The sequence below is a fragment of the Thermoclostridium caenicola genome, from assembly GCF_900142095.1.
Lineage (GTDB): Bacteria > Bacillota > Clostridia > DSM-8532 > DSM-8532 > Thermoclostridium_A > Thermoclostridium_A caenicola.
Window position 1 is genome coordinate 1 of record NZ_FQZP01000009.1, and the last position, 12,051, is coordinate 12,051.

13 protein-coding genes are annotated in these 12,051 nt (G+C 45.8%); 7 read left to right on the top strand and 6 right to left on the bottom strand.

What is annotated here, in order from left to right:
• Positions 1 to 130: 130 nt before the first annotated feature.
• A complete protein-coding gene (locus F3H12_RS04205; RefSeq protein WP_188118370.1) occupies positions 131 to 613 on the bottom strand; it encodes a metal-dependent transcriptional regulator in 483 nt (160 codons plus the stop codon).
• Positions 614 to 1,032: 419 nt separating this feature from the next.
• Between F3H12_RS04205 and F3H12_RS04210 the strand changes: the two genes are divergently transcribed.
• From F3H12_RS04210 to F3H12_RS04240, 7 genes are all read left to right on the top strand, one after another.
• Entirely contained in the window at positions 1,033 to 1,803 is a 771-nt protein-coding gene (locus tag F3H12_RS04210) for a ParA family protein (protein ID WP_149678114.1), read from the top strand.
• A gap of 34 nt (positions 1,804 to 1,837) precedes the next feature.
• Positions 1,838 to 2,692 carry a ParB/RepB/Spo0J family partition protein gene (locus F3H12_RS04215; protein WP_149678115.1) on the top strand — a complete coding sequence of 285 codons (855 nt, stop codon included), beginning with the start codon at positions 1,838 to 1,840 and terminating at the stop codon, positions 2,690 to 2,692.
• Between the two features lie 139 nt (positions 2,693 to 2,831).
• Positions 2,832 to 3,317, top strand: a complete 486-nt coding sequence (locus F3H12_RS04220; RefSeq protein WP_149678116.1) for a DUF4446 family protein — start codon at positions 2,832 to 2,834, stop codon at positions 3,315 to 3,317.
• Between the two features lie 34 nt (positions 3,318 to 3,351).
• Positions 3,352 to 4,641 carry a serine--tRNA ligase gene (gene serS, locus F3H12_RS04225; RefSeq protein ID WP_149678117.1) on the top strand — a complete coding sequence of 430 codons (1,290 nt, stop codon included), beginning with the start codon at positions 3,352 to 3,354 and terminating at the stop codon, positions 4,639 to 4,641.
• Positions 4,642 to 5,134: 493 nt separating this feature from the next.
• A complete protein-coding gene (locus F3H12_RS04230) occupies positions 5,135 to 5,890 on the top strand; it encodes a hypothetical protein (RefSeq protein WP_149678118.1) in 756 nt (251 codons plus the stop codon).
• 18 nt (positions 5,891 to 5,908) lie between these two features.
• The gene (locus F3H12_RS04235; RefSeq protein WP_149678119.1) at positions 5,909 to 6,664 is read left to right on the top strand and encodes a hypothetical protein; all 756 of its coding nucleotides are present in this window, start codon (positions 5,909 to 5,911) and stop codon (positions 6,662 to 6,664) included.
• 11 nt (positions 6,665 to 6,675) lie between these two features.
• On the top strand, positions 6,676 to 7,140 hold the full coding sequence (locus F3H12_RS04240) for a hypothetical protein (RefSeq protein ID WP_149678120.1): 465 nt from the start codon (positions 6,676 to 6,678) through the stop codon (positions 7,138 to 7,140).
• A gap of 144 nt (positions 7,141 to 7,284) precedes the next feature.
• Here the strand turns inward: F3H12_RS04240 and F3H12_RS13450 are convergent, their stop codons facing one another.
• From F3H12_RS13450 to F3H12_RS04260, 5 genes are all read right to left on the bottom strand, one after another.
• Complete coding sequence (locus F3H12_RS13450; protein WP_243133187.1) at positions 7,285 to 7,686, bottom strand: periplasmic substrate-binding domain-containing protein; 402 nt, start codon at positions 7,684 to 7,686, stop codon at positions 7,285 to 7,287.
• On the bottom strand, positions 7,629 to 8,879 hold the full coding sequence (locus F3H12_RS04245; protein WP_243133188.1) for a peptide ABC transporter substrate-binding protein: 1,251 nt from the start codon (positions 8,877 to 8,879) through the stop codon (positions 7,629 to 7,631). The genes F3H12_RS13450 and F3H12_RS04245 overlap by 58 nt, the downstream gene beginning before the upstream one ends.
• A 119-nt stretch (positions 8,880 to 8,998) precedes the next feature.
• Positions 8,999 to 9,970: an ABC transporter ATP-binding protein gene (locus F3H12_RS04250; RefSeq protein WP_149678121.1), complete on the bottom strand. Its 972-nt coding sequence runs from the start codon at positions 9,968 to 9,970 to the stop codon at positions 8,999 to 9,001.
• Positions 9,967 to 10,968 (bottom strand): ABC transporter ATP-binding protein, encoded by a 1,002-nt coding sequence (locus tag F3H12_RS04255; RefSeq protein ID WP_149678122.1) that lies wholly within the window; start codon positions 10,966 to 10,968, stop codon positions 9,967 to 9,969. The genes F3H12_RS04250 and F3H12_RS04255 overlap by 4 nt, the downstream gene beginning before the upstream one ends.
• Before the next feature lie 9 nt (positions 10,969 to 10,977).
• Positions 10,978 to 12,033, bottom strand: a complete 1,056-nt coding sequence (locus F3H12_RS04260; protein WP_149678123.1) for an ABC transporter permease — start codon at positions 12,031 to 12,033, stop codon at positions 10,978 to 10,980.
• Between the last annotated feature and the right edge of the window lie 18 nt (positions 12,034 to 12,051).

The window sequence follows — 12,051 nt, forward strand, 5'->3', positions numbered from 1 at the left end:
TACTTGAGATTTCAACTCCATGCTCTCTTTTTTGCAAAAAATGTTGGAGCACCGAAGTTATTTCCCTTCGGCACCCCAACATTTATTATAGAACCAGAAAAAAGCGAAGAGCTGGCAGGAAGTATTCCTGTCAGCTTATTTGTTGTTGCAGAAGGATATGCTCATATTTGGCCAAAAGATCAGGATGTTTTTCAAACAGTTTTGTAAGGGCGTGCAGTCGATTCAGCGTATCTATGGAAAGGGTATGCTCCATAAGTTCCGTCTCTATGAGCAGGCTGTGGGACACCCCAAGGAGCTTCAGAAAGGATTCCACGATCTGATGCCTTTGCAGGAGAAAACGGCCTATTTCACTACCGGTTTCTGTAAGAGAGATGATACCGTATTTTTTATAATCGACCATGCCCAGCTCGCTAAGCTTCTGGACCATTTTGGTGGCCGACGATGCCTGAACATTAAGCAGTTCTGAGATCGTGTTAATACGAACATATCCCTCTTTCAGGCTGAGTCGGTAAATCATCTCAAGGTAATCCTCCATGGCAGATGTGAGGATCTTTTTGTTCTGTTCAAGAAGCTGATAGCCGCGCACGGTATGGAATTTATTATCTGAAATCATGCAACACACCCGGACAAATCCTACCTATAATAACTATTCCAAGGAAGAGAAAATATTATGTTTCACGTGAAACAATGAGATGCACCAGGCTGCATAAATAAGAAAGAAAAAGAAGAGATAATGAAGAAAGATTATTGCTGGTATTGTATTCAACTATCAGTAAGGAAAAAGATATGATTATGCAGCATGAAAACCATACATAGATTTAAGTGAGGAGTTATCAGAAAGTTCGGACAGGATACCAAAATAAAGAGTGCCCTTGATATCAATCTGACATTATGCCCCTGAGAGCTATAACAGGAAATGGCATGCAATAAATAAAGTCAAGAATCATTGTTTCACGTGAAACATTTCAGCCACAGTTCAATCATTATGTGCTATAATAGGAAATGTTCCATAAAGGCTTGATGAGGTGTGGTATGGCTAAGATAATCGCGGTTGCTAACCAAAAAGGGGGAGTGGGTAAAACCACGACAGCTGTCAATCTCAGTGCCTGTCTTGCCGTCAAGAACAGGAAGGTGCTGCTGATCGACATCGATCCCCAGGGGAATGCTACCAGTGGTCTTGGAATAGACAAGAACACGGTGAAATCATCTATTTATGATGTGATTATCAATGAGATCGATATTGAGGATACGCTGCTTCCAACAAAGATAAAGAACCTGATGGTATCCCCGTCGAACATCAACCTGGCCGGTGCGGAAGTTGAGCTGGTATCCGTTATTTCCAGGGAGATGCGTCTGAAAATGGCCCTGGAAAATATCGAGGATAAGTTTGATTTTATTCTGATCGACTGCCCACCGTCATTAGGCCTTCTTACGGTGAACTCCCTTACCGCTGCCAATACCATCCTGGTTCCGATACAGTGTGAGTACTATGCCCTTGAAGGGTTGAGCCAGCTGATGAATACCGTCAAGATCGTGCAAAAACACCTGAACAGGAACCTGAGGGTGGAAGGTGTGGTTTTGACCATGTTCGATGCCAGAACCAATCTTTCCATTCAGGTTGTGGATGAAGTCAAGAAGTATTTTGGGAATAAGGTCTATCGGACCATCATTCCCAGAAATGTCCGACTCAGCGAAGCGCCCAGCTATGGTCTTCCCATCATCCTGTATGATGAAAAGTCCAGGGGTGCAGAATGTTACATGGAACTTGCCGAGGAAGTTATTGAAAGCTCGGAACAGTACTAGGCCATATATTCCACATGAAAGGACAGGTTGAGACATGAGAAAGGGTTTAGGCAGAGGTCTGGATGCGCTCATCAGTTCCGCCAATGCTTTGGAGAATGCCCGGGACAGTGTTCTGGAGGTCAAGATCAACGACGTCGAGCCCAATGCCGATCAACCCCGAAAGGTGTTCGATCAGGAAAGGCTCCAGGCGCTGGCAGAATCCATCAAGGAGCATGGCGTGGTGCAACCCATCATTGTCAGGCAGGATGGCAGCCGGTATGTTATCGTCGCCGGGGAAAGAAGGTGGCGTGCGGCAAAACTGGCCGGTCTGAAAACCATACCTGTGGTGGTAAAAGAGCTGTCATCCAGGCAGGTCATGGAAATTGCCCTGATAGAAAATCTCCAGCGGGAAGATCTGAATCCCATTGAAGAAGCCGAGGCTTACCAGAAGCTCATGGACGAATACAGCATGACGCAGGAAGAGGTCGCAAAACTTGTAGGTAAAAGCCGGGCCGCCATTGCAAATTCTGTCCGTTTGCTTTCATTGGCCAAAGAAATCCAGGAGATGCTGGTGGATGGCAGATTGACAAGCGGACATGCCCGTACGCTGGTGACCATAGAAGATCCAATTAAGCAGAAGGAACTGGCTGAGATAATTGCGAAAAAGGGATTGAATGTCAGGGAGGCCGAAAGGCTGGCTGCCCAGGAGTCCAAGCGGTCATCGGTAAAAAAAGTCCGAACCAGGAAGGAAGATTTGGAAATGACTCAGCTTGTAGAGGATCTGCGTACTCTGTTTGGCACCAAGATTGATCTCCACCACGGGAAGGATAGGGGTAAAATTGTTATAGAATATTATTCTAAAGAAGAATTTGACAGGATCATTGATTTACTGTTAAATATTGGCAAATGACCATCCTTCTATTTTCCCTCAGTATGGATTTTTTAAGGCATGGTAATGTGTTATCATTATAGTTTGATATAATGGCTTTAAATAGAAAATAAGGCCATTGTAGAGGAGAGACAAAAATTGGATGGGAACGGAGGAGAATATGGAATTTAAAGTATTGATATGCCTATATATCGGGGCCGGATTGGGTGCCCTGAGCTTCATTCTGGTGTTAATTAATCATTTCAGGCTCAATGCTACTATAAAAAAATACAGGCAATTCATGAACGGCCTGAGCGATAAGAATGTCGAGGACCTGATGTTGTCCTATACGCGGGAGTTGGAGCATATTAACCGGAGAATATCAGATAATATCGACAGGCGGTTGGCGATATTGGAGCAGAAAATGCCTTCCTGCGTCAGAAAAGTTGGTATGGTTACCTACAATGCGTTCGAAAATGTGGGGAACAATATGAGCTTTTCAATAGCGGCATTGGACGACAATCACGATGGTCTTGTCATGACGGGCATCTATTCCAGAGAGAATTCCTATGTATATGCAAAGCAAATTAAAAACGGTCAACCCGTGGATAAGGAGTTGTCGAGGGAGGAAAAAGAAGCTTTGAACAAGGCTCTTAACAAAGCATAAAACATAACTTGAAACCCGGAAAGGAGATACTCATATGATTGATATCAATGAAATACGCAATAATCCCGAAAGGATAAAAAAAGCCCTGGCTAAAAGATTGGTCGAAGTTGATTTTACAGAATTCCTGGAATGGGATCAGAAGAGAAGAACCCTTATAGCCGAATCGGAAGCTCTGAAGGCCAGAAAGAACAAGGTTTCATCTGAAATACCTTTCCTCAAAAAAGAAGGCAAGGACGTTACAGCCTTATTGAGTGAAATGAAGGAGATCTCCGAAAAGGTAAAGAACCTTGAAGATGAACTGAAAGCGGTAGAAGATGAGATTTTCCGTTTCGTAGCCGGTCTGCCCAATCTTCCCGCCGATGATGTGGTTGCGGGAGGCAAGGAAAATAACCAGGTGGTTAAAGTTTATGGCGAAAAACCCCAGTTTTCGTTCACTCCGAAAAACCATGTGGATCTGGTCACTTCCCTCGGACTTATCGATTATGAAAGAGGTGTGAAGCTGGGAGGAAACGGCTTCTGGCTTTACACAGGAGACGGCGCACTGCTTGAATGGGCCCTTCTTAATTATTTCATCCAGGAACATGTGAAGGACGGCTACCAGTTCATCCTGCCTCCCCACATCCTGAACTACCAGTGTGGCTTTACGGCAGGGCAATTCCCGAAGTTTGCCGAGGATGTATTCAGGCTGGAAACCAGTGAGGTCAACGAAAGAATGCAGTTTATCCTGCCTACGGCTGAAACGGCGCTGGTCAACCTGCACCGGGATGAGATCCTAAAGGCCGAGGACCTTCCGAAGAAGTATTTTGCTTACACACCCTGTTACAGGAAGGAAGCCGGAAGCTACAGGGCAGAGGAAAGAGGCATGATCAGGGGACATCAGTTCAACAAGGTGGAAATGTTCCAGTACACCCTTCCCGAGGAATCGGAAAAAGCGCTGGAAGAGCTTGTTGAAAAGGCAGAACGCCTGGTAGCCGGTCTTGGGCTCCATTATCGCGTTTCAAAACTGGCCGCACAGGATTGCAGCGCGTCCATGGGCAAAACCTATGATATTGAAGTCTGGATTCCCAGCATGAACGACTATAAAGAGGTCAGCTCCTGTTCAAATGCCTATGATTACCAGGCTCGCAGGGGAAACATCCGGTTCAAGAGGAAGGACAGCAAGAAAACCGAATTTGTCCATACCCTCAATGCATCCGGCCTTGCCACAAGCCGGCTACTGCCCGCTATTGTCGAGCAGTTCCAGCAGGAAGACGGAAGCGTGATTGTACCGGAGGTTCTCAGGCAATGGGTTGGCAAAGAAGTCCTGGTGCCTGTAAAGAAATAATTGCTTTTTGATATTTACTTCCTTTAAATAAGCTGCAGTAATAAGATTGTCACAAATAATCAAGGTTCTGCGTCAATTACTGGGGTGAAGCCAGTAAAATGAAGTACTTCTGTGGCAGATGATCTCGTGTGGTCATCTGCCATTTTTATGGCAAAATCAAGCTACATCTTGCAGTATCCTTTTTCTGTGCTTCACGATATTTCTTATCCCATATGGATACCGTTGGATTGCTTTTATTCCTGTTGCCGACTCCTTTCGTTAACAACTGGTATATGGAGCATCGGAAGCGTTCAGAAATTCTTTCTACCATTATGTAAAGGCTTTAATCGGGAAAATTGTATCCAAAGGAATGACATGGAGTAGCAGGTAACACGACGATTTTGGTAACGAATGCAGTTTGATGATATGATAATATATTTTAATTTTTTGTATATTTCACAATTTTATGTTATTATATATAAAGAGTGTCTCATTATGTTTTGAGGGATCAAATATGATTTGTAAATATTGTGGCGCAAAATTTAAGAATGATGCTTCGGAATGTCCTTTCTGCAAAAGCGAAAATACCGAGCTTACAGATAAAATATATCATAACCGGGTTGGAGCCGCCATTTCAAAAATTAAAAACGTTAAAGAGGAAGTAAAACATAAGGAAAGAATCTTTACAAAAAAAGCGGCAGAGGGTTTTCTTGTTTTCGTTGGGGTCTTGTTAATCGCCACTGTTCTGTATTACGTTATTTCTGATGTTTATGCCGTCATAAAGTCCGGCAGGGAAAAGGAAAAAGAAGAAGCTTATCTGGCGAGACTGGAAACCTATTATCAAAAAGGAGATTATGCCGGACTTCATGCTTGCTATTATGACAACAAGGATGTTTTTACCCAAAAGGATCAAAAGTATAGGGAAGTGATTTATGCATGGGATTATATGTCTTCTATCAGAAGAATGATGGATGCAGAACGCATTTTCCCAATAGACATATATTATGTCCTCGAATATTACAACAAAATTTACATTTGGACCGAAGAAAAAACAAATGATAATACCGTTTATGGAAACGAACAGATTCTCTTGGATTTCATATCGGAAGCAGAATCTTTTCTCAGAGAAACTTTAGGTATGACCGAAATCCAGATAGAAACGGTGAAGGATGCGCAATTGGATGTAGATCGTGATAACAATTCATCTCTTCGGAAGATAGCCGATGAAATATGCAATCGCCTTGGCATCACAGAGGAAAAAAGATATTGATTTGAAGGGAAAGATAAAATGAAATGTAAGAACTGTGGCGCATCAGTTCCTTCAAGATTGCCGGCATGTGAATACTGCGGTACGGCAAACGAGGTATACATAAGACGAAAACAAGAATTGGAGTTATTAAAGAATATTTTCAATAAGGCAAGGCGCAGAGCGATCATAGAAACCGTGCCGAATGTTGTGATCAGGGTGCTTAATAGATTCATCTTCATTGCCGCAATGATGTTGCTTGTCGTCCTGTCCATAAGCTTTGCAGTTTTTTGTTTAAGCAGTCGGATACCTGTTGGAAATGAAAAAGAGCATTTGATGGTCCTTGAAAAAATGCGCAATGAGAAAAGATATGACGAGATAGAAGACTATGTATACCGATACGATCTTTACAGTGATCAATATGCTGTTTACTTACAGTCGATAAAAATCCATAACACCATTGATACGTTTTGGTCATATAAAGATTCATATGAGAATATCCGTAAAGAAATTGGAAACGGAGCAAACCCACACCCCTATACTGAAGAAGATGCCAGAAAGAAATATGTTGATATGATGACAAAGGCCTATGAGATATTTCATTATGCCGATGAAGGGATTCTTTCTGAGAACAGGGAATATTATCAGGAATGTTCTATGGAAGTTATGGCCTGCCTGAAATACATTTTAGGATTAAATGATGAAGAAATAAAGAAACTTTGTGAATATAAATATGCCTATTCCGATGAGTTTACCGATTACTGCCGTAAACTGTATGACCAGTATTCATCGCAATAGGGGGTTATAAAATGCACAAATCCATTATGCGAAAAATTCTTCCTGGTGTAATCATTCGATTAATTATTCTTGTTTTATTGATTCTAGCAATCATCTCTATTGCGGCCATGACAATTAAGGAGTATATGGATGACGAATGGTATGACGGGCTTTATCCCGCTTCATTGGAGCATTGTTATTATAGCGGGGAATATGATGAACTGCTCAGGTGGCTTCCCGATTATGAACACCGTTACTCGGAGGAATGCCTGATTTATACCGAAATGGCGTACGTATATCAAGCGTATAAAAAATATATGTTCTGGAGCGATATTGTGAACAAATGCGAAAAAGATGATATTGATCTGCTATATTACAAAAGCTACAAATACCAGTACCTTAAAGAATTGAGCCGAAAAATGAAGGATCTGCAATATGAGGAGAACCGCAGGATAATGAATAAAATCATCCGTGATGCAGGTATTGAACTTATCTAATTGCCGCGGTTTCCGTAATGGAGGCCCCTACAGGGTTATACCATGGTGGATGTAAAGCCTTGAAGAACAAATGTCACATAAAGAGAAGGATTAAATAAAAAAGAGGTAACATGAAGTTACCTCTTTTTTAAACTCAGCATATTATTATTCTTTGACTGTTGCGTACATGAAGTACTTAAAGCCCAGCGGTGAGGACCAGAAGTTCTCAACCTTCGTGTTGAGCACGAAGATATCCACATAGTAGTAGATGGGGCAGAGCATCCAATCGTCGAAGATCATGTCCTCAGCCTTATGCATGAGCTCGAAGCGCTTTGCGGTGTCGGTCTCGGTCTTGATCTGGGAGATCAGCTTGTCATACTCAGGATTGGACCACTGGGCATCGTTGTTGCCGCTGTTGGTAATCCACATATCCAGGAAGGAAATCGGATCGTTGTAGTCACCCAGCCATCCGTTTCTGGCGATGTCATAGTCTCCGTTCTTCCTGGTGTTCAGGAATGTAGCCCATTCCTGAACACCAGGTTGATCTTGACGCCAAGCTTGCCCCACATATCCTGGAGGGCTTCACCGATAAGCCTGTGGCCTTCGCTTTCAGAGTTGTAGAGGTATTCGAAGGCAGGCAGGCCTTGACCGTTGGGATATCCGGCTTCAGCAAGGATCTGCTTGGCCTTTTCCAGGTTGCCTTCATAATCGGAAGGATCGTAGTAATTGCCGCCAACATCGCGGAATTCCTTGCTCGGATCAGCATCGGAAAGTCCAATCGGTACGAAAGCGCCTGCAGGAACCTGTCCGGCCTTACCTATCTCACGTACGATGAATTCACGGTCGACGGCGAGAATCAGAGCCTGGCGTACCTTGGGATTGTTCAGGTATTCCCTCTGGGTATTGAAGGATACATAATAGGTACCCAGCTGGCCTTCCAGATGGAACTCAGGCTTATCTTTCCAGGTATCGATTTCATCATTGGGGATATCATCCGTAAACAGGATCTCACCCTTGATGAAAGCGTTGAGCTGAGCACCGGGATCATCCATCAGCACGAACTTGATGTTCTGCATGCCAAGATTCTTGTAGTTCCAGTAATTTTCGTTCTTGGTCATGGTGATGTGGGAACCGGGAACCCATTCGGTTACCTTGTAGGGACCATTGCCGATGTAGGTCTCAGGCTTGGTTGCCCATGCGTCGCCGTGCTGCTCAATGATGTCCTTGCGAACAGGTGAGAAAGCCGGGAACGCGGTCAGTTCAAGGAAGTAGGGAACCCTGTTCTTCAGCTTGACCACGACGGTCTTGTCATCGGGCGCGGTCACGTTCAGCTTCCCTTCTTCGTAACCTTCAATGACCTCAAACATGTAGGCATAGTCTGCGGCTGTTTCGGGATCGATGGCGCGATTCCATGCATACACGAAGTCACTGGCTGTTACGGGCTTTCCATCGCTCCACTTCAGGCCGTCGCGAAGGGTGAAGGTATACACCGTACCGTCGTCGGAAATCTGCACATCCTTGGCCTGTCCGGGTACGGGCACGCCGTTCTTATCCAGCGTGTAGAGCCCTTCGAAAACATGGATAATCAGTGTGGCACCGTCAACAGCAGAGTTGAGTGCCGGGTCGATGGTATCCGGATCCGAACCAACGTTGACAGCAAGCGTGCCGCCCTTGGTTCCGCCGGCATTGCCGCCGCATGCGGACAGAACCAGCGAGAATACCATGACAATTGCGACCAAAAGTGCAATTCTCTTTCTCATCTTTTTCTCCCTCCATTTAATTCCGTACTGATGTACGATAATTTATTTTATGTGTTTATATAACTCTCCAATGCAAGGTTACCCCCGACACTGGAGATGTTATTTTCTGAACAAAAAATTCAGTTGATCTTGTCCAGGTGGTGGCAGGCTGCGAAGTGCCCGGGTGAGACTTCCCTGAACTCGGGTTCCACTTCTTCACAGAGTTTGGTTGCATACCTGCACCGGGTTCTGAACCGGCATCCGCTTGGCGGATTCAACGGGCTCGGAACATCCCCTTCCAGGATGATGCGCTTCTTCGAACGACTTTGAACCGGATCAGGGATTGGGATGGCCGAAATAAGGGATTTGGTATAAGGGTGAACACAGTGGAAGACCAACTCATAGTCGTCGGCCAGTTCCACCAGTTTACCCAGGTACATGACCCCTATGCGATGGCTGATATGTCTGACGACGCTGAGGTCATGGGCAATGAACAGATAGGTCAGGCCCATCTCCTCCTGCAGTTCCTCAAACATGTTCACGACCTGGGCCTGAATGGATACGTCGAGGGCCGAAATAGGCTCGTCACAGACGATGAACTCAGGATTTACAGCCAAGGCCCGTGCAATACCTATGCGCTGGCGCTGGCCGCCGGAGAACTCGTGAGGGTATCTGTTGGCATGCTCGCTGTTGAGGCCGACCTTCTCCAAAAGCTGTATGATCATGTCCCGGCGTGTCTTTTTGTTTGGAGCCAGCTTATGGATATCGATGGCCTCGCCAACAATGTCACCCACGGTCATACGCGGATCCAGGCTTGCGTAAGGATCCTGGAAGACGATCTGCATCTTCCTGCGGTACGGGAGCATGTTCACATGGGTTATGTCCTGGCCGTCAAAGAAAATCTTTCCGGCCGTGGGCTCATACAGCCTGAGGATGGTTCTTCCCAGGGTGGTTTTTCCGCATCCGCTTTCACCCACAAGCCCCAGAGTTTCACCTTTATTGATATACAGGCTCACATCGTCTACAGCCTTGATATATTTTGGCTTCAGAAACGATCCGCCTGCATGGAAATACTGCTTCAGATTTTTTACTTCAACCAGCTTGTGGCTCATGAGTTCTCACCACCTTTCATATAGGCTTCCTTTTGCAACAACCAGCATGCACTGTAATGATCCTCTGTGATGTAGGTGTATTCAGGCATCTCCCTCAGGCAAATCTTCATGCAGCTGTTGCAGCGCGGTGCAAAAGGACAGCCTTTAGGCGGGTTGAGCAAATCAACGGGCGTACCTTCAATGGGGACAAGCTTCCGGTGCTCCTTTTCGGTGAGAACCGGGATGCTGCGCAAAAGTCCCCTGGTATACTCATGCTTGGGATTGTAGAAGATATCTTCGGTTTTTCCATACTCGACAATTTTTCCGGCATACATGACGGCGATCTTGTCGCACATGCTGGCCACAATGCCCAGATCATGCGTGATCATGATGATGGACATATCGATCTTCTGACGAAGTTCCATCATCAGCTCCAGGATCTGAGCCTGGATGGTCACATCGAGAGCTGTAGTCGGCTCATCGGCGATAAGCAGTTTGGGTTCGCAGGCCAGGGCCATGGCGATCATCACCCTCTGCCGCATACCGCCCGACAACTCGTGGGGATACTGCTTAAGCCTCTTCTTGGGTTCATTGATCCCCACAAGGTTTAAAAGCTCTTCGGCACGCTCCAGGGCTTCCTTCTTGCTCTTGTTGGTATGGAGCCTGATGACTTCCGTGATCTGGTTACCAATGGTAAAGACCGGATTCAGGCTGGTCATGGGGTCCTGGAAAATGATGCTCACTTCATTGCCGCGGATTTTCTGCATTTCCTTTTCAGTCAGTTCATTGATGCGGTGTCCGTTGAAATCGATGGTTCCGCCAATAATCTTCCCGTTATGGGCAATGAGACCCATAATGGAGTATGCGGTGACGCTCTTGCCGCTGCCGCTCTCTCCGACGATGCCAAGCACATCGCCCTGATACATCTGTATGGTTACATCGTTCAGCGCCTTCACTTCACCTGCCGGGGTAAAGAACGACAAGCGCTCATGCTGTATATTCAAAAGCGGTTCACTCATTTTATCACCTCAATTCTTCAGCTTGGGATCAAACGCATCCCTCAACCCGTCGCCCAGCAGGTTAAACGAGAGGATGATAAGGCTTATCATAATGGCAGGCTCAAAAAGCCTGTAAGGATAGGTGCTTATGCCGCCGATGGCATTGGAAGCCATGGAGCCCAGGCTGGGCATGGGAGCCTGAACGCCAATACCGATAAAGCTCAGAAAGCTTTCGGTGAAGATGGCGGACGGAATCTGCAGTGTGGTGGTAACAATCAGGGGTCCCATGCAGTTGGTCAGCAGGTGCTTGCCAATGATCCTGCGATGGCTTGCCCCCAGCGCTCTTGCCGCTGTAACGTATTCCTGCTCCTTGAGAGCCAGGATCTGGCCTCTCACAATTCGGGCCATTCCTACCCAGTAAAGGAGTGAAAACACGATAAATATCGATATCAGTCCAATGCCGATGTCGCTGATCCATCCAAACCCGGGTACATTCGATGCCAAATCCTGCAGCGGATACTTCAGGGTTACCATAAGAAGGATGATGATGAGGATGTCCGGTACCGTATAAATGATGTCCACAATCCGCATCATGATCAGGTCCACCTTGCCGCCGAAATAACCGGCAATGGCACCATATATGGAACCTATGATAAGAACCAGTACGCTCGCCACAAGGCCAACCAGCAGGGAGATGCGGCTGCCCATCATCAACCTGGCAGTCATGTCACGACCGAGGTTATCGGTTCCCAGGATGTGAGGAAAGACTTTTTCTCCTGCTTCAATGCGTGCCAACTCGGCTTCAGAATATTGCATGGGGCGGAGATTCTCGCTGCCCCTGATCTGCTGTTCATAGCCATAGGGGTAAAAGGACGGCAGGATAAACGAAAAGATAAATATCAGGATAATGACAATCAAACTTGCCATGGCTATCTTGTTTTTCCTGAAACGGCGCACCCCATCACGCCAAAAGCTTACGCTTTCGCGCATGACAACAAGGCTTTGCTTCTCTTCCTTATCGGCAGGAAGGAAATCGGACACATCCAGATGCAGACTGAAAGGTTTCTTCTCATGTTCATGACTCATGTCTAATTTCATTCCTTC

What these genes read in the sequence shown, in the direction of transcription:
- F3H12_RS04240 (WP_149678120.1), top strand. Translation starts at nt 6,676, where the DNA reads ATGCACAAATCCATTATGCGAAAAATTCTTCCTGGTGTAATCATTCGA.
- F3H12_RS04215 (WP_149678115.1), top strand. Translation starts at nt 1,838, where the DNA reads ATGAGAAAGGGTTTAGGCAGAGGTCTGGATGCGCTCATCAGTTCCGCC.
- F3H12_RS04255 (WP_149678122.1), bottom strand. Translation starts at nt 10,968, where the DNA reads ATGAGTGAACCGCTTTTGAATATACAGCATGAGCGCTTGTCGTTCTTT.
- serS (WP_149678117.1), top strand. Translation starts at nt 3,352, where the DNA reads ATGATTGATATCAATGAAATACGCAATAATCCCGAAAGGATAAAAAAA.
- F3H12_RS04250 (WP_149678121.1), bottom strand. Translation starts at nt 9,970, where the DNA reads ATGAGCCACAAGCTGGTTGAAGTAAAAAATCTGAAGCAGTATTTCCAT.
- F3H12_RS04220 (WP_149678116.1), top strand. Translation starts at nt 2,832, where the DNA reads ATGGAATTTAAAGTATTGATATGCCTATATATCGGGGCCGGATTGGGT.
- F3H12_RS04205 (WP_188118370.1), bottom strand. Translation starts at nt 613, where the DNA reads ATGATTTCAGATAATAAATTCCATACCGTGCGCGGCTATCAGCTTCTT.
- F3H12_RS04230 (WP_149678118.1), top strand. Translation starts at nt 5,135, where the DNA reads ATGATTTGTAAATATTGTGGCGCAAAATTTAAGAATGATGCTTCGGAA.
- F3H12_RS04245 (WP_243133188.1), bottom strand. Translation starts at nt 8,879, where the DNA reads ATGAGAAAGAGAATTGCACTTTTGGTCGCAATTGTCATGGTATTCTCG.
- F3H12_RS04235 (WP_149678119.1), top strand. Translation starts at nt 5,909, where the DNA reads ATGAAATGTAAGAACTGTGGCGCATCAGTTCCTTCAAGATTGCCGGCA.
- F3H12_RS04210 (WP_149678114.1), top strand. Translation starts at nt 1,033, where the DNA reads ATGGCTAAGATAATCGCGGTTGCTAACCAAAAAGGGGGAGTGGGTAAA.
- F3H12_RS04260 (WP_149678123.1), bottom strand. Translation starts at nt 12,033, where the DNA reads ATGAGTCATGAACATGAGAAGAAACCTTTCAGTCTGCATCTGGATGTG.